Origin of the sequence: Cysteiniphilum litorale, assembly GCF_003428165.1 — a bacterium.
GTDB lineage: Bacteria > Pseudomonadota > Gammaproteobacteria > Francisellales > Francisellaceae > Caedibacter > Caedibacter litoralis.
Genome location: NZ_QLIQ01000002.1, coordinates 1 through 16,229, shown reverse-complemented (window position 1 = coordinate 16,229; position 16,229 = coordinate 1). Strand labels below are relative to the sequence as shown.

Here is a 16,229-nt window from a genome sequence, read left to right as displayed (position 1 = left end):
GTAGCGTAAGCTGCGCGGGTGAGGGGAAATTTAAATTGAGCAAATACAATAAAGGCAAAAAATAAGGACAACGGCAATGAGTCAACTTTTACCACATGAAGCAGAATATTTTTTTAAACTTCACCGATCTTTAATGGATTTCACCAACAAGAAATATGCGATTAATTCTAGATTAAAATCCGTGGAAGATTTTCAGGACTTAAGTCATGATGAATTACAGGGCGCTATTCCTGCTATAAGAGATAAGATGTACGTGGCAGCCAATATAAAAGACTTCTGTGATAAAAACCCATATAACTTTAATGCGGAAGACCTGGATGTTATTCGTCAGTGGCAAGGTAAGTTAGCGATTGATGGCTTTCTAATGAAGCACTTACGTGAGCACTCGGTTGTTATGGCAACACCAGCTGCAAATAAAGGTATCGGTAGGGGTACTAGACTTTATGGCATTAAAGGAATTAGTCATAGCTTGGAAGATTTTTTCCCCAAGAACGGCTTGCCGTATCAGGTAAACTTTATACTTTTGCCTTTTTTAGAGCATGTTATTTATGATGGATTTCTCAGTACTTATAGTATACATTTTGGCTCCAATATGCGCCGTAGCTTTACCAATGAATATAATCAGATCAAAGCCATAGATGGTATTTACTCTAAATACTCAATAGGTGATGATTTGGCTAATCCACCAAAAACGGCAGCGATTAAAGATGTTATTGCACATTATATCAAGGAAGCATTGGATCAGGGCGAGTTTCCGCATAAGGCGTTAGTTTATGCTGAAAAGCATAATGAAAGGGCAGTGTTTGAAAAAGAATACACGGCTAAACATATAAAGAATGATAAGAAGAATCTTAAAGCCAATCAGGCTTTGCCTAAAATGCACTATGCTGCATATCGTGAAACAATTATTGCAGTACAACCAACAAAGAAAGATTTATTAGCGTTCTGCCAACAACATTATCCAAAGATTGTTGATTACATTACTGTTTTTTCAGTATGAAGATATTCTCAAAGAAATTACAGGATACGAGTCCGGCTTTAATAGATATTTAGCGATTTATAGTAAAGCTTAAGGTGATAAATTTAACTAAGAGATTTTATAATCCAAGTTGAGATGCCAAATTGAGCAAAGGAACTGTATAGTCCAAGTTGGCGCCCTAAATTGGACTAAGGGTTTTTATAGTCAGAGTTAACGCTTCAAACTTGACTAAGGAGTTTTATAATTCGAGTTAATGCGCTAAACCGAACTAAGAAATTTTATAGTTCGAGTTAATGCACTAAACCGAACTAAGGATTATGTTGAAGCAGTCATATAGTCTAATTTCAATAACTTTTAATTTGATTCAATTCGCCAGCAAACTAATTGCAATCACGCTGTTGAAGTTTAAACCAGTATGCGTTAGAATGCGCTACCATTTTCCTGTGCTCAGGCGGCTTTGTTGTGCGCTCGTGTGTTGGTGAATGCTTGTTTTAGGCGGATTTTAGCGTCTTTTTTGCGAGTTGTTTTAAGTTTTCTTTAAAGTGCTTTTGGAGAAAAATTAAAGTAATTTGCCCTTGGGTGGATGAAAATTTTGCGACTTAGGTCGTGAAAAATTGCCAAAGCAGTATCGCCTTAATAGATAAAGGTGGCGTTTTGGTTAAAGCTGCAATAGCAGTGACATTAAGTGTTTCGTGGTCAATTGTAATCGCGGAAGTAAATAATAATAAAATGAGGATAAAAGATGTCTTTAGGTATCGTAGGTCGCAAATGCGGCATGACTCGTGTCTTTACTGAAGATGGAACATCTATCCCTGTAACGGTTATTCACGTGGAGCCAAACACGGTAACACAAGTGAAAACAGCTGAAACAGATGGATATAGCTCTATTCAAGTAACAACAGGTCTCAAAAAGCGCTCTCGTATGAACAAAGCGGAAGCTGGTCATTTTGCTAAGGCAAATGTTGAGCCAGGTCGTGGTTTATGGGAGTTTCGTCTAAGTGCAGAACAAGTTGCGGAATATGAAGCTGGTAAAACAGTTGATATTTCTATGTTCGAAGCTGGTCAAAAAGTGGATGTAACAGGTACCTCTAAAGGTAAAGGTTTCCAAGGTGGTGTTAAGCGTCATAATTTCAGAACGCAAGACATGTCTCATGGTAACTCTGTTTCACATCGTGTGCATGGTTCAACTGGTCAAAACCAAACCCCAGGTCGTGTTTTCAAGAATAAGAAAATGGCAGGTCATATGGGTAATGTTCAAACCACTATGCAAACTCTTGAAGTTGTTAAAGTAGATGTTGAAAACGGTCTGTTGTTATTAAAAGGCGGCATTCCTGGCGCAACAGGCGGTGATGTTATCGTAACACCTGCTATCAAAGTTAAAGCTTAAGAGGGAGAGTGCACGTGGATTTAAATATTAAAACATTGGCTGGTGAAAACACTGGCGTACTGAATGTGGCAGATAGCGTATTCTCTAAAGACTATAACGAAGCATTAGTTCATCAAGTCGTTGTGGCTTACATGGCTGGTGCGCGTCAAGGTACAAAAGCACAAAAAACACGTTCTGAAGTATCAGGCGGTGGTGCTAAGCCTTGGAGACAAAAAGGAACAGGGCGTGCGCGTGCTGGTACTATTCGTTCTCCAATCTGGCGCAAAGGTGGTGTGACATTTGCTGCTAAGCCTAGAAGCTATGAGCAAAAAGTTAACCGCAAAATGTACCGTGCGGCAATTCAGTCTATTTTATCTGAGTTGTTAAGAAGTGATCGTCTGTTAGCGGTTGAAGGCTTTAAGCTTGAAACACCAAAAACAAAAGAATTCGTCCAGTTATTAAAGCAGTTAGATGTCAAAGAAGCTTTGATTGTTGTAAGCCCTGAAGAGTTTACTGAAGAGCTATACCTTGCTTCAAGAAACATTAAGAATGTAGCTGTTGTTGATTCACATGAAATCAATCCTGTTGCGTTAATGTGCTTTGACAAAGTAATTATGACTCAAGAAGCAGTTAAGCAAGTTGAGGAGCGTTTAGTATGAATCAAGAAAGATTGCTTAAAGTGTTGCTAAGCCCGCATGTGACAAACAAAGCATATGAAGCTGCTGAACGTGCTTCTTATGTTGTTTTCAAAGTCGCGACGGATGCAACCAAAAAAGAAATTAAAAAAGCAGTTGAAATGCTTTTTGAAGTACAAGTTGAAGATGTGAAAACTGTCAACGTTAAAGGTAAAGCGCGCCGTTTTGGTCGTATTGAAGGTAGAACTAAAGACTGGAAGAAAGCTTATATTAGACTTGCTGAAGGTCATGACATCAATTTTATTGGTGCTGAATAAGTTAGCGGTGAGGATAGATAATGAAAATAGTTAAAGCAAAACCAACCTCTCCTGGTCGTCGCTTTGTTGTTCAGATCCAAAACCCTGAGCTTCACAAAGGTAGACCTTTTGCTGGATTAGTTGAGAGTAAATCTAAAAACGCAGGTCGTAACAACCAAGGTCGTATTACTGTTCGTCATCAAGGTGGCGGTCATAAGCAAAACTACCGTGTTATTGACTTTAAGCGTGTTAAAGATGGTATTCCAGCTAAAGTTGAACGTATCGAGTATGATCCAAATCGTACAGCAAATATCGCATTATTGTTGTACAAAGATGGTGAAAGAAGATACATGATTGCACCAAAAGGCTTAACGGCTGGTATGGAAGTTGTTTCTGGTGAGCACGTCTCAATCAAGCCAGGTAACTGTATGCCAATCCGTAACATTCCGCTTGGTACGGTTGTTCATAACGTTGAATTAAAGCCTGGCAAGGGTGCGCAAATGGCGCGTTCTGCTGGAACTTCAGTTCAAATCGTTGGTAAAGATAATGCTTATGCGATCGTGCGCTTGCGTTCAGGTGAAATGCGCAAAGTATTATTAGGTTGTCGCGCAGTAATTGGAACTGTTTCTAATTCTGAGCACAACTTAAGATCAATCGGTAAAGCAGGTGCTAATCGTTGGCGTGGTATTCGTCCTACTGTACGTGGTGTTGCGATGAACCCGGTTGATCACCCACATGGTGGTGGTGAAGGTCGTACTTCTGGTGGCCGTCATCCTGTAACGCCTTGGGGTGTGAAGACTAAAGGTAAGAAGACACGTACAAATAAGCGTTCTAACAAGCTAATTGTACAAAGACGTAAATAATTAAAGGGAGAATACTGTGGCTCGTTCATTAAAGAAAGGACCTTTTGTAGATCATCACCTATTAAAGAAAGTGTTTGATGCGCAAGAGTCTAATTCAAAAAAGCCAATCAAAACTTGGTCTAGAAGATCAATGATTGTGCCAGATATGATTGGTTTAACAATCGCTGTGCATAATGGTCATCAACATGTTCCAGTTCTTGTAACTGAAAACATGATTGGGCACAAGTTAGGCGAGTTTGCTGTGACACGTAATTACCGTGGTCATGCAGCAGATAAAAAAGCTAAGAAAAAATAATTGAGGTTTTCAATGGAAGTTCAAGCTAAATTAAAACATGCGCGAATTTCAGCTCAAAAAGCACGTTTGGTCGCTGACCAAATCCGTGGTTTGCCAGTTGAAAGAGCGCTAAACCTTCTTTCTTTTAGCAATAAAAAAGCTGCTGAATTGATCAAAGGTGTCTTAACGTCGGCTATCGCTAACGCTGAGCATAACGATGGTATGGATATTGACGAACTGTATGTTTCTACAGTGCACGTTGATGAAGGTTCAACCATGAAACGTTTTGAAGCTCGCGCTAAAGGTCGTGGTAATCGTATTTTAAAACGCACTTCTCACGTTACTGTGAAAGTGGCAGAAAAAAATTAAGGGGCACTAAATGGGTCAGAAGGTTCATCCTACCGGTATACGCCTAGGTTTTATTAAAGACTGGCGTTCAGTATGGTATGCAGATGCAAAAGATTATGCAGATAAGTTAAACTCCGATATCGAAGTACGTAACTATCTTCATAAAAAACTAGCCAATGCTTCAGTCAGTAAGATCAAGATCGAGCGTCCAGCGCAAAATGCTAAAGTGACTATTTTCACTGCGCGTCCTGGTATCGTGATTGGTAAGAAAGGTGAAGACGTTGAAGTGTTACGCAATGAATTAACCAAAAAAATGGGCGTGCCTGTTCAGGTTAATATCGAAGAAATCCGTAAGCCTGAGTTAGATGCTCAATTGGTTGCTGATGGGATTGCGCAACAATTAGAAAAGCGTGTTATGTTCCGCCGTGCGATGAAGCGTGCGATTCAAACTGCTATGAAAATGGGCGCTGAAGGTATTAAGGTATCGATCGCTGGTCGTTTAGGTGGTGCCGAGATCGCACGTACTGAATGGGCAAAAGAAGGTCGTATTCCACTTCATACATTCCGTGCTGATATTGATTATGCAACATCTGAAGCTTTAACAACTTACGGTATCCTAGGTGTTAAAGTATGGATATTCAAAGGTGAAGTTCTTCCAGGTCAAGAGCGTAAAGTTGACGCAGCGACTGAAGATAAAGCGCCAAAGAAAGCAAAAAGAAGAGGGGCTAAATAATGTTACAGCCTAAGCGTACTAAATTCCGTAAACAGCAAAAATTACGTAACCGTGGTCTTGCTTTGCGTGGTAATAAAGTGAGTTTTGGTGAGTTTGGTTTGCAAGCGACTGCTCGTGGTCGTTTGACAGCGCGCCAAATCGAAGCAGGCCGTCGTGCGATTAACCGTCATATTCGTCGTGGTGGTAAAGTATGGATTCGCGTATTCCCAGACAAGCCAATTACTGAGAAGCCATTAGAAGTTCGTATGGGTAAAGGTAAAGGTAACGTTGAGTACTGGGTAGCGCAAATCAAGCCAGGCAAGATGCTTTATGAAATCCAAGGTGTGACGGAAGAAATGGCTAGAGCCGCTTTTGCGCGTGCCGCAGCTAAGCTTCCTTTTGCAACTACATTCGCAGAAAAAACGGTGATGTAATGAAAGCTATTGAAAAAATAAAAGAACTAAAAGCAAAATCAGCTGAAGAGTTGAAGGCGCATAAGATTGATTTGTTGAAAGAGCAGTTTAACTTGCGTATGCAAAAAGGAACTGGGCAATTAACAAAGAATCATATGTTTAAAAACATTCGTCGTGATATTGCTCGCATTAATACGATTTTGTCTGAAAAACAAAAAGTGGGTAACTAGAGATGAGTGATAAAATAAGAACGTTACTTGGTAAAGTAACCAGCGATAAGATGGATAAAACGATCACGGTCGTTGTAGATCGTAAGGTTAAGCATCCGTTATATGGTAAGTTTGTAACTAAATCGACTAAGTACCATGCGCATGATGAAGCAAACGAGTGCAACGAAGGTGATACGGTTGAGATCACTGAAACAAGACCTTACTCAAAAACTAAAAAGTGGCGTTTGGTTTCAATCGTAGAGCGTGCAAAATAATAAAAATGTAATCATAAAACAGCTTGCGTGGAGGAGGTTATTCTCTATGCAAATTGTCAAATTGCAATTTTAATTTTTGTTGTTATAATAGTGCGTCTTTTGACGCCACTATTTAGAAATTGACGTAAGTGAGGTATATAAAATGATTCAGATGCAAACTGAACTTCAAGTTGCTGATAATAGTGGCGCTCGTAGGGTAGAATGTATCAAAGTGTTGGGTGGTTCTCATCGCAGATACGCAAGTGTTGGTGATGTGATCAAAGTTTCTGTTAAAGAAGCGAACCCACGCGGTAAGGTAAAAAAAGGAAGCGTATATAGTGCGGTTGTGGTTAGAACAGCAAAAGGTGTTCGTCGTCGCGATGGTTCTGTTTTACGCTTTGATGGTAATGCTGTTGTTCTTTTGAATAACAACAACCAACCTATTGGTACGCGTATATTCGGTCCTGTGACACGTGAGCTACGTAGTGAACAATTTATGAAGATTGTTTCACTTGCCCCTGAAGTGTTATAAGTTGGAGTATAACAGAGAATGAATAGACTGAAGAAAGGCGATGACGTTGTAATTATCGCTGGTAAAGACAAAGGTCGTAGAGGAACAATAGTCACTGTGCTTTCTGAAGAGAATCGCGTAGTGGTGGAAGGTGTTAATCTTGTCAAGAAACATGTAAAGCCTAACCCAAATAAAGGGGTTGAGGGCGGCATTATCGAGAAAGAAGCATCTATTCACGCATCTAATGTTGCTTTATATAACCCTGCTACAAAGAAAGCTGACCGTGTTGGCGTTAAATTTGTAGAAGATGGTAATAAAAAAGTTCGCTATTTCAAGTCAAATGGCGAATTAGTAGATCTATAGGTAGTAAAATATGGCAAGGCTAAAAGCTTTCTATCAAGAAAAAGTAGTTCCACAGCTTAAAGATGAGCTAGGTGTAGCTAATGTGATGGAAATTCCACGCATTACTAAAATCACGCTTAATATGGGTGTTGGTGAAGCTGCAAAAGATAAAAAAGCGTTAGAGCACGCGGTAAGAGACTTAGAAGCAATTGCAGGTCAAAAGGCTGTGATTACTAAAACTAAAAAATCTATCGCTGGCTTTAAGATTCGTGATGGTTGGCCAATTGGCGCGAAGGTAACTTTGCGTGGCGAGCGTATGTATGAATTCTTAGATCGTTTAGTATCGATTGCAATCCCACGTGTCCGCGATTTCCGTGGTTTAAACCCTAAATCATTTGATGGGCGTGGTAATTACAGTATGGGTATGCGCGAGCAAATCGCTTTTCCAGAAATTGATTACGATAAAGTTGATAGTATTCGTGGTTTAGATATCACAATTACAACAACTGCTAAGAGTAATGAACACGGTAAAGCGCTATTGACAGCGTTTAACTTCCCGCTGAAATCTTAAGGAGTAACCTTACAATGGCAAAACTTGGAATGATCCAAAGAGAATTAAAAAGACAAAGATTAGTTGCTAAATATGCTCAAAAAAGAGCTGAGCTTAAAGCAATTATTCTAAGTCCAGATGCCACTGATGATCAAAAGTGGGATGCGCAAATTAAATTGCAAAAGCTTCCAGTGAATTCATCACCTTCACGTTTACAAACGCGCTGCCGTATTACCGGTAGACCGCATGCTGTTTACAAGAAGTTTGGTTTATGCCGTAACAAGTTGCGTGAGCACGCAATGGTTGGTGATGTTCCTGGCTTGAAAAAAGCTAGCTGGTAATAGAAGGATTAAATTTTATGAGTATGCAAGATCCTATTGCAGATATGCTAACAAGAATTAGAAATGGTTTGTCTGCACATAAGACAACTGTTTCTATGCCTTTATCTAAGAAGAAAAAAGCAATTGCTGATCTTCTTGTTGCAGAAGGTTTTATCAAGAGTGTTAATGTTTCTGAAGAAAATAACGGTACGCTTAGTGTTGAGCTTAAATATCACCAAGGGCAACCTGTGATTGAAATGCTTAAGCGTGTAAGTCGCCCTGGTCTTCGTATTTACAAGACGGCAAGTGAACTTCCTAAAGTTCATGGTGGCTTTGGTGTGGCTGTGATTTCAACTTCTAAAGGTCTTATGAGCGACAGAAAAGCGCGTTCAGAAGGCGTTGGTGGTGAAATAATTTGCTACGTAGCATAAAACAGGAGATTTTTAATGTCTAGAGTTGGTAAAAAGCCTGTTGCTATTCCTAGCGGTGTCACAGTTGCAGTAGCAAATGATAACCTTGTTACCGTTAAGGGTGCCAAAGGCGAACTAGTTAAAAAAATTAATAATGCAGTGACAATTGAAGTTGCAGATAAAATCATCAATGTGAAGCCAAACGATGAATCTAAAACTGCTAACATGCAATCAGGTACTGCGCGTGCTGTGATTAACAACATGGTTATTGGTGTTAGTCAAGGCTTTGAGAAGAAGTTACAGTTGGTTGGTGTTGGTTACCGTGCTAAGGCTCAAGGTAACAGCGTTAACTTAACGCTTGGTTTCTCTCATCCAGTTGATCATGCGTTACCACAAGGCGTGACAGCTGAGACACCTTCACAAACTGAAATCGTTTTGAAGAGTGCCAATAAAGAGCTACTTGGTAAAGTTGCAGCAGATATCCGTGCTTATCGTCAACCTGAAGTCTACAAAGGCAAGGGTGTTCGTTATGCGGATGAAAGAGTAATCACCAAAGAAGCTAAGAAAAAATAAGTGAGTTAGAACTATGGATAAGAAAATTGCTCGTTTACGTCGTGCAAAACGTACACGCATTAAACTTAAAGAGCTAAATCAAGTTCGTTTATGCATACATAGAACACCTAAGCATATGTATGCTCAAATTATTTCTGGCAATGGTGCTCAGGTTTTAGTGCAAGCTTCAACACTTGAGCAAGCTGTGAAAGGCGATTGCGCTTATACTGGCAACGTTGCTGCGGCAGTTGTTGTTGGTAAAATAATTGCGCAGCGTGCTGTTGAGAAAGGTATTGAACAGGTTGCTTTTGATCGTTCAGGCTTTAAATATCACGGCCGCGTAAAAGCACTAGCTGATTCAGCTAGAGAAAATGGTTTGAAATTTTAATTAAAGGCGACTGATAATGGCAGATAATATGCAAAAAACTGACGGCTTGATCGAAAAGTTAGTCAGCGTTAAAAGACATGCCAAAACAGTTAAAGGCGGCAGAATCATGAGCTTTGCTGCTTTAGTTGTTGTTGGTGATGGAAATGGCCGAGTCGGTATTGGTAGAGGTAAATCTCGTGAAGTACCTGTGGCAATCCAAAAAGCAATGGAAAACGCACGTCGCAATATGGAAACAGTTAACCTAAATGGTGATACTTTATGGTATCCAACAACTGCTAACCATGGCGCGTCTAAAGTATTCATGCAGCCAGCATCTCAGGGTACAGGTATTATTGCCGGTGGTGCGATGCGTGCAGTATTTGAAGTGGTGGGTGTTCATAACGTTTTAGCTAAGACTTATGGTTCAACTAACCCAATCAACGTTGTTCGTGCAACTATCAATGGTTTAAGCAACCTTAAATCTCCTGAGGAGATTGCAGAGAAGCGTGGCTTAAGCGTTGAAGCAATTCAAGGGTAAGTACGATGACTGATAATAAGACTTTTAAAGTAACGTTGACGAAAAGCCTAATTGGTCGCCAAGCGTCACACAAAGCGTGTGCAAGCGGCTTAGGTTTACGTAAAATTCGCCAAAGTGTAGAAGTGATTGATACGCCTGCTAATCGCGGTATGGCTAACAAGATCAACTACATGGTGAAGATAGAGGGGTAATTTCAATGAGATTAAATACAATTTCTCCAGCGCCGGGTTCAAAGCCTGCTGCGAAGCGCCTTGGTCGTGGTATCGGTAGTGGTCTTGGTAAGACTTCTGGTCGTGGTCACAAAGGGCAAAAAGCACGCTCTGGCGGTTACCATAAAGTTGGTTTTGAAGGCGGTCAGATGCCTTTACAAAGAAGACTACCTAAATTTGGTTTTACTTCACAAAAAGCAAAATATGTTGCTGAAATCAGATTGCATGAATTAAATGTAATCGAAGCTGACGTAGTGACTCTGGATGCATTAAAGCAAGCAGGTATTATACGTAAAGATATGCTTGAAGCGCGTATTATTGCAAGTGGTGAAATCAATAAACCAGTTACTATTAATGGCTTGCATTGCACAAAAGGTGCAAAAGCAGCTATTGAATCTGCTGGTGGCAAGGTAGAGTAATATTGCTATGGCAACACAAAATCTTAAAAAAGGTGGCGGACTTAAGGAATTAAGACAACGCCTTCTTTTTGTCTTATTAGGCATTATTGTCTTTAGACTAGGTGTCTATATCCCGATCCCATATATTGATGCCGATCAGTTAAGCAAGTTAATGTCAGCGCAATACGCTGGTGGCAACGGGCTTTTGAGCATGTTTAACATGTTCTCAGGTGGCGCACTTGAGAAGCTAAGTATCTTCGCATTAGGTGTTATGCCTTATATTTCAGCGTCGATTATCTTCCAAATGATGAGTGCGGTTTCACCGAAGCTGATGGAGCTCAAAAAAGAAGGGGAATCAGGGCAGAAGAAAATAACGCAATACACAAGATATGCGACTTTGGCGCTAGCGTTAGTGCAATCGTTTGGTATCGCAGTTTATACGTTTAATCAGCCTGGACTCGTGGATATTGACTCAAGATTTTTGTTTTATTTTGCCGCAATTATCTCAATGACAACAGGCAGTATGTTTTTGATGTGGTTGGGTGAGCAGATGACTGAGCGTGGTATTGGTAATGGTATCTCATTACTAATCTTCTCAGGTATTGTTGCTAACCTGCCATTTGAAATTAGCACAACGATTTCACAAGCTAACCAAGGCGCAATTTCATATCTAACTGTTTGGGTGTTGCTAGTTATTCTACTAGCGGTTGTTGCTTTTGTTGTTTTTGTCGAACGTGCTCAACGTCGTATTACGGTTAACTATGCTAAACGTCAGCAAGGTCGTAAGATGATGGCGCCACAAACAAGTCATTTACCATTAAAACTAAATATGGCGGGTGTGATTCCGCCTATTTTCGCATCATCTATTTTGATGGTTCCGGGGATGCTTTCTAATTGGTTTGCATCTTCACCGTCACTAGGGTGGTTAGCTGAAATTGGTGAAGCGCTTCAACCAGGTAGCTTGCTGTATACTTTAATTTTTGCAGCAGCGATTATTTTCTTTTGTTTCTTCTATACGGCGCTTGTTTTCAATCCGAAAGAAACGGCAGATAATCTTAAGCGTTCTGGGGCGTTTATTACTGGGGTTAGACCTGGTGAACAAACAGCAAAATATATCGACTCGGTCATGAGTAAGCTAACACTTATTGGTTCGATCTATATTACCGCAATTTGTTTATTACCAATTTTTGTTATGAACTTTTTTGGTCATGGGTTGTCGTTTACATTTGGCGGAACATCGCTATTGATCGTCGTGGTTGTGATCATGGATTTCATGGCGCAAGTGCAATCACATATGATGTCAACTCAGTATGACTCACTGTTAAAGAAAGCAAATTTGAGTAATTACGGTAAATTATAATTTTAACAAGAATGAGGTAATCAGATGAAAGTCAGAGCTTCTGTGAAGAAGATGTGTAGAAACTGTAAAGTGATCAAGCGTAATCGTGTGGTGCGTGTGATCTGTACTGATCCAAGACACAAACAGCGTCAAGGTTAATAATTAGACATGGCGGCTTGCTTTTTCATAAAAAAAGCGTTATATTCGACCGCCGTGCCAAATTAACTAATAATTTTAAGATATTAATAAAGTAAATGGAGTATTGTAAATGGCTCGTATAGCTGGGATTAACGTTCCTGATCATAAGCATGCTGATGTTGCCTTAACAGCGATTTATGGTATTGGGCGTCCACGCGCAATTAAAATATGTGCTGCGTGTAACATTGAACCAAGCAACAAAATCAAAGACTTGACAGAAGAGCAGATCGAGTTATTGAGAAGTGAAGTTGCCAAGTTTACAGTGGAAGGTGATCTTCGTCGTGAAGTATCAATGAACATTAAGCGTTTAATGGATCTAGGTACATATCGTGGTCGTAGACATCGCCGTAATCTGCCTGTAAGAGGTCAGCGTACTAAGACGAATGCTCGTACGCGTAAAGGACCAAGAAAGCCAATTAGGGCATAAGTACAATTATAACAAATAGGAATCAAACTTATGGCAAAAGCTGTAAAGCCTAAGAAGAAAATCAAGAAGAGCGTACCGGATGCGATTGCGCATATCCACGCTTCTTTCAACAACACGATTATCACTATTACGGATCGTCAAGGTAATGCGTTGTCTTGGGCGACTTCTGGTGGTAGTGGTTTTAGAGGTTCTCGTAAGAGTACACCTTTTGCAGCACAGGTTGCCGCTGAAAGAGCAGGTGATGTTGCGCTTGAGTATGGTGTGAAAAACGTAGATGTTCTTGTGAAAGGTCCTGGACCTGGACGCGAATCTGCGGTACGCGCTTTAAATGCAAAAGGCTTCAAAGTGACGAGCATTACGGATGTAACACCGTTACCGCATAACGGTTGCCGTCCTCCGAAAAAACGTCGTGTATAAGATTTTAAGGTAAGTGAAATGGCTAGATACTTAGGACCTAAGTGTAAGCTTTCTCGTAGAGAAGGTACTGATCTTCAGCTAAAAAGCGGTGTAAGATCGATCGAAGAAAAATGTAAAATCAACACGCAGCCTGGTCAACACGGTGCAAAAAGAGCGCGCCTATCTGACTACGGTTTGCAATTGCGTGAGAAACAAAAAGTACGTCGTATTTATGGCATACTTGAGAACCAATTTAAGCGTTATTATGTTGAAGCGGCAAGACGCAAAGGTAATACAGGTGCAAACCTGCTTGAGCTTTTAGAAGGTCGTTTGGACAATGTTGTTTTCCGTATGGGCTTTGGTGCAACACGTGCAGAAGCGCGTCAGTTGGTAACACACAAAGGCATTTTGGTAAATGGCAAAGCATGTAATATCCCTTCATATGCTTTACAAGCGGGTGACATTGTTGCAGTTCGTGAAAAATCGAAGAAGCAATTGCGTATTCAAAGCGCATTAGAACTTGCTAAACAACGTGGCACTTTATCTTGGATTGAAGTAGATGAAGCAAAAGTTGAAGGTGCTTTCAAGTCTAAGCCAGAGCGTGCTGAATTATCTGCTGATATCAATGAGCAGCTAATTGTTGAATTGTACTCTAAATAATAGATAAACGGAGAGCAGTTAATGCATACTTGTCCAACTGAAGCTTACAAACCACAAATTGGCAGTGTTACTGAGGTTAAAAATAACCACTTTAAAGTGGTGCTTGAGCCGTTAGCTGTTGGTTTTGGTCATGTAATGGGAAATGCTCTCAGAAGAATTTTATTATCTTCTATACCAGGTTCTGCAGTAACAGAAGCGCAGCTTGAAGGCGCTTTACATGAATACTGCACCATCGAAGGTGTACAAGAAGATGTTGTAGAAATTCTGCTTAATCTAAAAAAACTGGCTATTAGTTTACAAGATGAAACAGAAGAAGCGTATTTGACAATCACTAAAGCAGGTCCTTCAAAATTATTGGCGAAAGATCTTGAAGTTAGTGGTAATGTCAAAGTATCAGATCCTAATTATGTCATTGCTAATCTTAACGAAGGTGGCAAGCTTAATATGTCGCTTAAAGTGACCAAGGGTCGTGGATTTGTGCCATCTACCGTTTATACACAAGCAGCAGTTGAAGAATTGTTGGTTGGCTATATTCCATTAGATGCCGCTTATAATCCGATTCTAGATGTTTCCTTTACCGTTTCAGCTTTAGATGATAATAGCGAGAAATTAGAAATTTATATGCGTACTAAAGGTACGATTAAGCCTGAGGTGGCAATCGAGTTAGCGATGACTTATTTCTATGAGCAGATCGCTGTATTTGTAGATTTGAAAGCACCACTAGGTCGCAAATCTGCACAAGATGCCCCTGAAATCGATCCTTTATTACTTAGACCTGTTGAAGACTTAGAATTAACGGTCAGATCAGCGAACTGTCTAAAAGCTCAGAATATTCGTTATTTGGGCGATTTGGTGCAATTCCCTGAGTCAGACTTAATGCGCATTCCAAATTTGGGGCGTAAGTCTTTGAATGAAATAAAAGCTGTGTTAGCTGAAAGAGGCCTCTCTTTAGGTGTCAGAATTGACAACTGGCCGCCAGAACAGCTTAGTAAGTAATATATAATTTTAACTAGAAGGAAATTACTATGCGTCATCGTAAGAGTGGTCGTAAGTTTAATAGAACAAGCAGCCATCGCAAAGCGATGTTTAGAAACATGTCAGCTTCATTGTTAAAGCATGAGCTGATCAAAACAACTTTGCCTAAAGCAAAAGAGTTAAGAGGCTTTATCGAGCCTTTAATTACGCTTGCAAAGCGTGAAGTTGAGCTGCGCAAATCAACAACTGATCATGATAATAATGAGTTCAAAGGTCAAGTAGTTGCTTTAAGACGTCAAGCTTTTAATTACCTACGTAATAAAGAAGCGGTTAAGAAGCTATTTGAAGAAATCGGACCACGTTATGAAGCTCGTCCAGGTGGTTATACACGCGTACTTAAGTGTGGTTTCCGCTTTGGTGATAAAGCACCTATGGCGTTTATCGAGCTAGTTGATCGTCCACAAGTAGAAGTTGAAGAAGCAGTAGAAGCTTAATCTACAACTTTTATTGCTAACTATAAAACCTGCGATTGCAGGTTTTTTTTTGCCAAAAATAAGGAAGTTAAGATGTTGATGAGGTATTGCCAGATTTAGTGGAGGATTTTAAGTATAGCCTGCACCATGAGGTTGCATTAGTTGCTGAGTTAATCTATAAGCTATCGCTTGTGTTTGACTGTAAAAAGTACAGATTTAAAATTCACTGGAATTAATTGAAAAAAGCCCTTGCAATAAGGGGTTGAGCCGTTATAATAGCTCCTCGTCGGGTCGTTAGCTCAGTCGGTAGAGCAGTTGGCTTTTAACCAATTGGTCGCAGGTTCGAATCCTGCACGACCCACCATCAAGATTGATTATCTCTTTTTAGAAAAATTCCCGAAATTATATTAATGGCGATAAATGCAATGAGTATCAGACTAAATTGTAATGCGCTATTTCCAGGTAAATAACCCATAATAATGACCGCAAGCATTGCTGAGCGGGCGCATTCGCAATTTGTGGGTATTGTAGCGTCCCCGACTATTTGGCGTTGATAGTCCCACGATGAATGCGGAGATGATTCTGGCTATTTTTAGGTCTCTTATCCGGTTAAGAAGGCAGGAATGATTCGTATGTTAAATTGAAGTGCTTGCCTGCTTCTACTATTTGCTCTTCAAATAACAGCCATCTGGGCTTCGCTCGCACGCTCGCTTACAAAGCCGGTGCTTTGCTACTTCCTTGCGGTTGATAACAGATATTACACACGAGATTATATGATATAGGTCAAAAGGGTTTGCGCAATGTGATGTTACATGCAGGCATTAACGCATGCTTTCGAGGACTTCTTCGAGAATATCGCTTGAGATATGATTTAAGTTGCGTGCACAAGCAATTTCTAGACAATTGGTCACGACATTATAAATGTGTCTTGGCAAACATTGCGTTGCTTCCATTAATAAACGTAGATCACTATCTGCCAATAAGCGTGTCGTACACCCTGCCGCCTTAAACCCATGATCAATAAATGCGGTAAAGTCCTCAAACTTGCTAATGCGTTGCAGCTCATGCCAAATACGTACTCTCGAGTGCAATGCCTCAAAGCGTGATTGCTTGAGCTTGCTTGCAAGCGCTTTATTGCCAACAAGCCAAAGTGTTAGCATATCTTCTGCATCGTATTGAAAGTTAAGAAATGAGGCTAAGTCATCTAAAAACTCA

General features: G+C 40.2%; 29 protein-coding genes and 1 tRNA gene. 29 read left to right on the top strand and 1 reads right to left on the bottom strand.

Annotated elements, in window-relative coordinates:
* Positions 1-76: 76 nt before the first annotated feature.
* The 29 genes from DNJ75_RS01530 (at position 77) to DNJ75_RS01390 (ending at position 15,378) form a co-directional block, all read left to right on the top strand.
* The gene (locus tag DNJ75_RS01530) at positions 77-1,000 is read left to right on the top strand and encodes a hypothetical protein (RefSeq protein WP_117001415.1); all 924 of its coding nucleotides are present in this window, start codon (positions 77-79) and stop codon (positions 998-1,000) included.
* Between the two features lie 721 nt (positions 1,001-1,721).
* Positions 1,722-2,366: a 50S ribosomal protein L3 gene (gene rplC, locus DNJ75_RS01525; RefSeq protein WP_117001414.1), complete on the top strand. Its 645-nt coding sequence runs from the start codon at positions 1,722-1,724 to the stop codon at positions 2,364-2,366.
* A 14-nt stretch (positions 2,367-2,380) separates the two neighbouring features.
* Positions 2,381-3,004 (top strand): 50S ribosomal protein L4, encoded by a 624-nt coding sequence (gene rplD, locus DNJ75_RS01520; protein WP_117001413.1) that lies wholly within the window; start codon positions 2,381-2,383, stop codon positions 3,002-3,004.
* The gene (gene rplW / locus DNJ75_RS01515; protein ID WP_117001412.1) at positions 3,001-3,297 is read left to right on the top strand and encodes a 50S ribosomal protein L23; all 297 of its coding nucleotides are present in this window, start codon (positions 3,001-3,003) and stop codon (positions 3,295-3,297) included. The genes rplD and rplW overlap by 4 nt, the downstream gene beginning before the upstream one ends.
* Positions 3,298-3,314: 17 nt before the next feature.
* Positions 3,315-4,139 carry a 50S ribosomal protein L2 gene (gene rplB / locus DNJ75_RS01510; protein WP_117001411.1) on the top strand — a complete coding sequence of 275 codons (825 nt, stop codon included), beginning with the start codon at positions 3,315-3,317 and terminating at the stop codon, positions 4,137-4,139.
* A 16-nt stretch (positions 4,140-4,155) separates the two neighbouring features.
* Complete coding sequence (rpsS, locus tag DNJ75_RS01505; RefSeq protein WP_117001410.1) at positions 4,156-4,434, top strand: 30S ribosomal protein S19; 279 nt, start codon at positions 4,156-4,158, stop codon at positions 4,432-4,434.
* A 12-nt stretch (positions 4,435-4,446) separates the two neighbouring features.
* Complete coding sequence (rplV, locus tag DNJ75_RS01500) at positions 4,447-4,782, top strand: 50S ribosomal protein L22 (RefSeq protein ID WP_117001409.1); 336 nt, start codon at positions 4,447-4,449, stop codon at positions 4,780-4,782.
* A 10-nt stretch (positions 4,783-4,792) separates the two neighbouring features.
* Complete coding sequence (rpsC, locus tag DNJ75_RS01495; protein ID WP_117001408.1) at positions 4,793-5,494, top strand: 30S ribosomal protein S3; 702 nt, start codon at positions 4,793-4,795, stop codon at positions 5,492-5,494.
* Positions 5,494-5,907: a 50S ribosomal protein L16 gene (gene rplP, locus DNJ75_RS01490; protein ID WP_117001407.1), complete on the top strand. Its 414-nt coding sequence runs from the start codon at positions 5,494-5,496 to the stop codon at positions 5,905-5,907. The genes rpsC and rplP overlap by 1 nt, the downstream gene beginning before the upstream one ends.
* Positions 5,907-6,116, top strand: coding sequence for a 50S ribosomal protein L29 (gene rpmC / locus DNJ75_RS01485; protein ID WP_117001406.1), 210 nt, complete (start codon positions 5,907-5,909; stop codon positions 6,114-6,116). Before rplP ends, rpmC begins: the two co-directional genes overlap by 1 nt.
* Positions 6,117-6,118: 2 nt before the next feature.
* Complete coding sequence (gene rpsQ, locus DNJ75_RS01480; RefSeq protein ID WP_117001405.1) at positions 6,119-6,370, top strand: 30S ribosomal protein S17; 252 nt, start codon at positions 6,119-6,121, stop codon at positions 6,368-6,370.
* Positions 6,371-6,512: 142 nt separating this feature from the next.
* Complete coding sequence (rplN, locus tag DNJ75_RS01475; RefSeq protein WP_117001404.1) at positions 6,513-6,881, top strand: 50S ribosomal protein L14; 369 nt, start codon at positions 6,513-6,515, stop codon at positions 6,879-6,881.
* 18 nt (positions 6,882-6,899) lie between these two features.
* A complete protein-coding gene (rplX, locus tag DNJ75_RS01470; RefSeq protein ID WP_117001403.1) occupies positions 6,900-7,223 on the top strand; it encodes a 50S ribosomal protein L24 in 324 nt (107 codons plus the stop codon).
* Positions 7,224-7,233: 10 nt separating this feature from the next.
* Positions 7,234-7,773, top strand: coding sequence for a 50S ribosomal protein L5 (rplE, locus tag DNJ75_RS01465; protein WP_117001402.1), 540 nt, complete (start codon positions 7,234-7,236; stop codon positions 7,771-7,773).
* A gap of 14 nt (positions 7,774-7,787) precedes the next feature.
* Positions 7,788-8,093 (top strand): 30S ribosomal protein S14, encoded by a 306-nt coding sequence (rpsN, locus tag DNJ75_RS01460; RefSeq protein ID WP_117001401.1) that lies wholly within the window; start codon positions 7,788-7,790, stop codon positions 8,091-8,093.
* A 17-nt stretch (positions 8,094-8,110) separates the two neighbouring features.
* Positions 8,111-8,503 (top strand): 30S ribosomal protein S8, encoded by a 393-nt coding sequence (gene rpsH / locus DNJ75_RS01455; RefSeq protein ID WP_117001400.1) that lies wholly within the window; start codon positions 8,111-8,113, stop codon positions 8,501-8,503.
* A gap of 15 nt (positions 8,504-8,518) precedes the next feature.
* The gene (gene rplF, locus DNJ75_RS01450; RefSeq protein WP_117001399.1) at positions 8,519-9,055 is read left to right on the top strand and encodes a 50S ribosomal protein L6; all 537 of its coding nucleotides are present in this window, start codon (positions 8,519-8,521) and stop codon (positions 9,053-9,055) included.
* Positions 9,056-9,068: 13 nt separating this feature from the next.
* Complete coding sequence (rplR, locus tag DNJ75_RS01445) at positions 9,069-9,422, top strand: 50S ribosomal protein L18 (protein WP_117001398.1); 354 nt, start codon at positions 9,069-9,071, stop codon at positions 9,420-9,422.
* Between the two features lie 16 nt (positions 9,423-9,438).
* Positions 9,439-9,939, top strand: coding sequence for a 30S ribosomal protein S5 (gene rpsE / locus DNJ75_RS01440; protein WP_117001397.1), 501 nt, complete (start codon positions 9,439-9,441; stop codon positions 9,937-9,939).
* A 5-nt stretch (positions 9,940-9,944) separates the two neighbouring features.
* Entirely contained in the window at positions 9,945-10,130 is a 186-nt protein-coding gene (gene rpmD, locus DNJ75_RS01435; protein WP_117001396.1) for a 50S ribosomal protein L30, read from the top strand.
* Positions 10,131-10,135: 5 nt separating this feature from the next.
* On the top strand, positions 10,136-10,567 hold the full coding sequence (rplO, locus tag DNJ75_RS01430) for a 50S ribosomal protein L15 (protein ID WP_117001395.1): 432 nt from the start codon (positions 10,136-10,138) through the stop codon (positions 10,565-10,567).
* Between the two features lie 7 nt (positions 10,568-10,574).
* Positions 10,575-11,906 carry a preprotein translocase subunit SecY gene (secY, locus tag DNJ75_RS01425; protein WP_117001394.1) on the top strand — a complete coding sequence of 444 codons (1,332 nt, stop codon included), beginning with the start codon at positions 10,575-10,577 and terminating at the stop codon, positions 11,904-11,906.
* Positions 11,907-11,930: 24 nt separating this feature from the next.
* Positions 11,931-12,044 (top strand): 50S ribosomal protein L36, encoded by a 114-nt coding sequence (gene rpmJ, locus DNJ75_RS01420; RefSeq protein WP_003017816.1) that lies wholly within the window; start codon positions 11,931-11,933, stop codon positions 12,042-12,044.
* Positions 12,045-12,153: 109 nt separating this feature from the next.
* A complete protein-coding gene (gene rpsM / locus DNJ75_RS01415; protein ID WP_117001393.1) occupies positions 12,154-12,510 on the top strand; it encodes a 30S ribosomal protein S13 in 357 nt (118 codons plus the stop codon).
* A gap of 30 nt (positions 12,511-12,540) precedes the next feature.
* On the top strand, positions 12,541-12,927 hold the full coding sequence (rpsK, locus tag DNJ75_RS01410; RefSeq protein WP_117001392.1) for a 30S ribosomal protein S11: 387 nt from the start codon (positions 12,541-12,543) through the stop codon (positions 12,925-12,927).
* An 18-nt stretch (positions 12,928-12,945) separates the two neighbouring features.
* Entirely contained in the window at positions 12,946-13,566 is a 621-nt protein-coding gene (gene rpsD, locus DNJ75_RS01405; protein WP_117001391.1) for a 30S ribosomal protein S4, read from the top strand.
* Positions 13,567-13,587: 21 nt separating this feature from the next.
* The gene (locus DNJ75_RS01400; protein WP_117001390.1) at positions 13,588-14,562 is read left to right on the top strand and encodes a DNA-directed RNA polymerase subunit alpha; all 975 of its coding nucleotides are present in this window, start codon (positions 13,588-13,590) and stop codon (positions 14,560-14,562) included.
* Between the two features lie 29 nt (positions 14,563-14,591).
* Positions 14,592-15,035, top strand: coding sequence for a 50S ribosomal protein L17 (rplQ, locus tag DNJ75_RS01395; protein WP_117001389.1), 444 nt, complete (start codon positions 14,592-14,594; stop codon positions 15,033-15,035).
* 267 nt (positions 15,036-15,302) lie between these two features.
* Positions 15,303-15,378, top strand: a tRNA-Lys gene (locus DNJ75_RS01390).
* A gap of 457 nt (positions 15,379-15,835) precedes the next feature.
* Here the strand turns inward: DNJ75_RS01390 and DNJ75_RS01385 are convergent.
* Positions 15,836-16,229 (bottom strand): hypothetical protein (locus tag DNJ75_RS01385; protein ID WP_206609079.1); only part of this gene is annotated, 394 nt, incomplete at its 5' end.

Bases quoted from the DNA above. Each gene is read 5' to 3' on its own strand.
- DNJ75_RS01530 (WP_117001415.1), top strand. From the start codon at position 77: ATGAGTCAACTTTTACCACATGAAGCAGAATATTTTTTTAAACTTCAC.
- rplC (WP_117001414.1), top strand. From the start codon at position 1,722: ATGTCTTTAGGTATCGTAGGTCGCAAATGCGGCATGACTCGTGTCTTT.
- rplW (WP_117001412.1), top strand. From the start codon at position 3,001: ATGAATCAAGAAAGATTGCTTAAAGTGTTGCTAAGCCCGCATGTGACA.
- rplV (WP_117001409.1), top strand. From the start codon at position 4,447: ATGGAAGTTCAAGCTAAATTAAAACATGCGCGAATTTCAGCTCAAAAA.
- rpsC (WP_117001408.1), top strand. From the start codon at position 4,793: ATGGGTCAGAAGGTTCATCCTACCGGTATACGCCTAGGTTTTATTAAA.
- rplP (WP_117001407.1), top strand. From the start codon at position 5,494: ATGTTACAGCCTAAGCGTACTAAATTCCGTAAACAGCAAAAATTACGT.
- rpmC (WP_117001406.1), top strand. From the start codon at position 5,907: ATGAAAGCTATTGAAAAAATAAAAGAACTAAAAGCAAAATCAGCTGAA.
- rpsQ (WP_117001405.1), top strand. From the start codon at position 6,119: ATGAGTGATAAAATAAGAACGTTACTTGGTAAAGTAACCAGCGATAAG.
- rplN (WP_117001404.1), top strand. From the start codon at position 6,513: ATGATTCAGATGCAAACTGAACTTCAAGTTGCTGATAATAGTGGCGCT.
- rplX (WP_117001403.1), top strand. From the start codon at position 6,900: ATGAATAGACTGAAGAAAGGCGATGACGTTGTAATTATCGCTGGTAAA.
- rplE (WP_117001402.1), top strand. From the start codon at position 7,234: ATGGCAAGGCTAAAAGCTTTCTATCAAGAAAAAGTAGTTCCACAGCTT.
- rpsN (WP_117001401.1), top strand. From the start codon at position 7,788: ATGGCAAAACTTGGAATGATCCAAAGAGAATTAAAAAGACAAAGATTA.
- rpsH (WP_117001400.1), top strand. From the start codon at position 8,111: ATGAGTATGCAAGATCCTATTGCAGATATGCTAACAAGAATTAGAAAT.
- rplF (WP_117001399.1), top strand. From the start codon at position 8,519: ATGTCTAGAGTTGGTAAAAAGCCTGTTGCTATTCCTAGCGGTGTCACA.
- rplR (WP_117001398.1), top strand. From the start codon at position 9,069: ATGGATAAGAAAATTGCTCGTTTACGTCGTGCAAAACGTACACGCATT.
- rpsE (WP_117001397.1), top strand. From the start codon at position 9,439: ATGGCAGATAATATGCAAAAAACTGACGGCTTGATCGAAAAGTTAGTC.
- rpmD (WP_117001396.1), top strand. From the start codon at position 9,945: ATGACTGATAATAAGACTTTTAAAGTAACGTTGACGAAAAGCCTAATT.
- rplO (WP_117001395.1), top strand. From the start codon at position 10,136: ATGAGATTAAATACAATTTCTCCAGCGCCGGGTTCAAAGCCTGCTGCG.
- secY (WP_117001394.1), top strand. From the start codon at position 10,575: ATGGCAACACAAAATCTTAAAAAAGGTGGCGGACTTAAGGAATTAAGA.
- rpmJ (WP_003017816.1), top strand. From the start codon at position 11,931: ATGAAAGTCAGAGCTTCTGTGAAGAAGATGTGTAGAAACTGTAAAGTG.
- rpsM (WP_117001393.1), top strand. From the start codon at position 12,154: ATGGCTCGTATAGCTGGGATTAACGTTCCTGATCATAAGCATGCTGAT.
- rpsK (WP_117001392.1), top strand. From the start codon at position 12,541: ATGGCAAAAGCTGTAAAGCCTAAGAAGAAAATCAAGAAGAGCGTACCG.
- rpsD (WP_117001391.1), top strand. From the start codon at position 12,946: ATGGCTAGATACTTAGGACCTAAGTGTAAGCTTTCTCGTAGAGAAGGT.
- DNJ75_RS01400 (WP_117001390.1), top strand. From the start codon at position 13,588: ATGCATACTTGTCCAACTGAAGCTTACAAACCACAAATTGGCAGTGTT.
- rplQ (WP_117001389.1), top strand. From the start codon at position 14,592: ATGCGTCATCGTAAGAGTGGTCGTAAGTTTAATAGAACAAGCAGCCAT.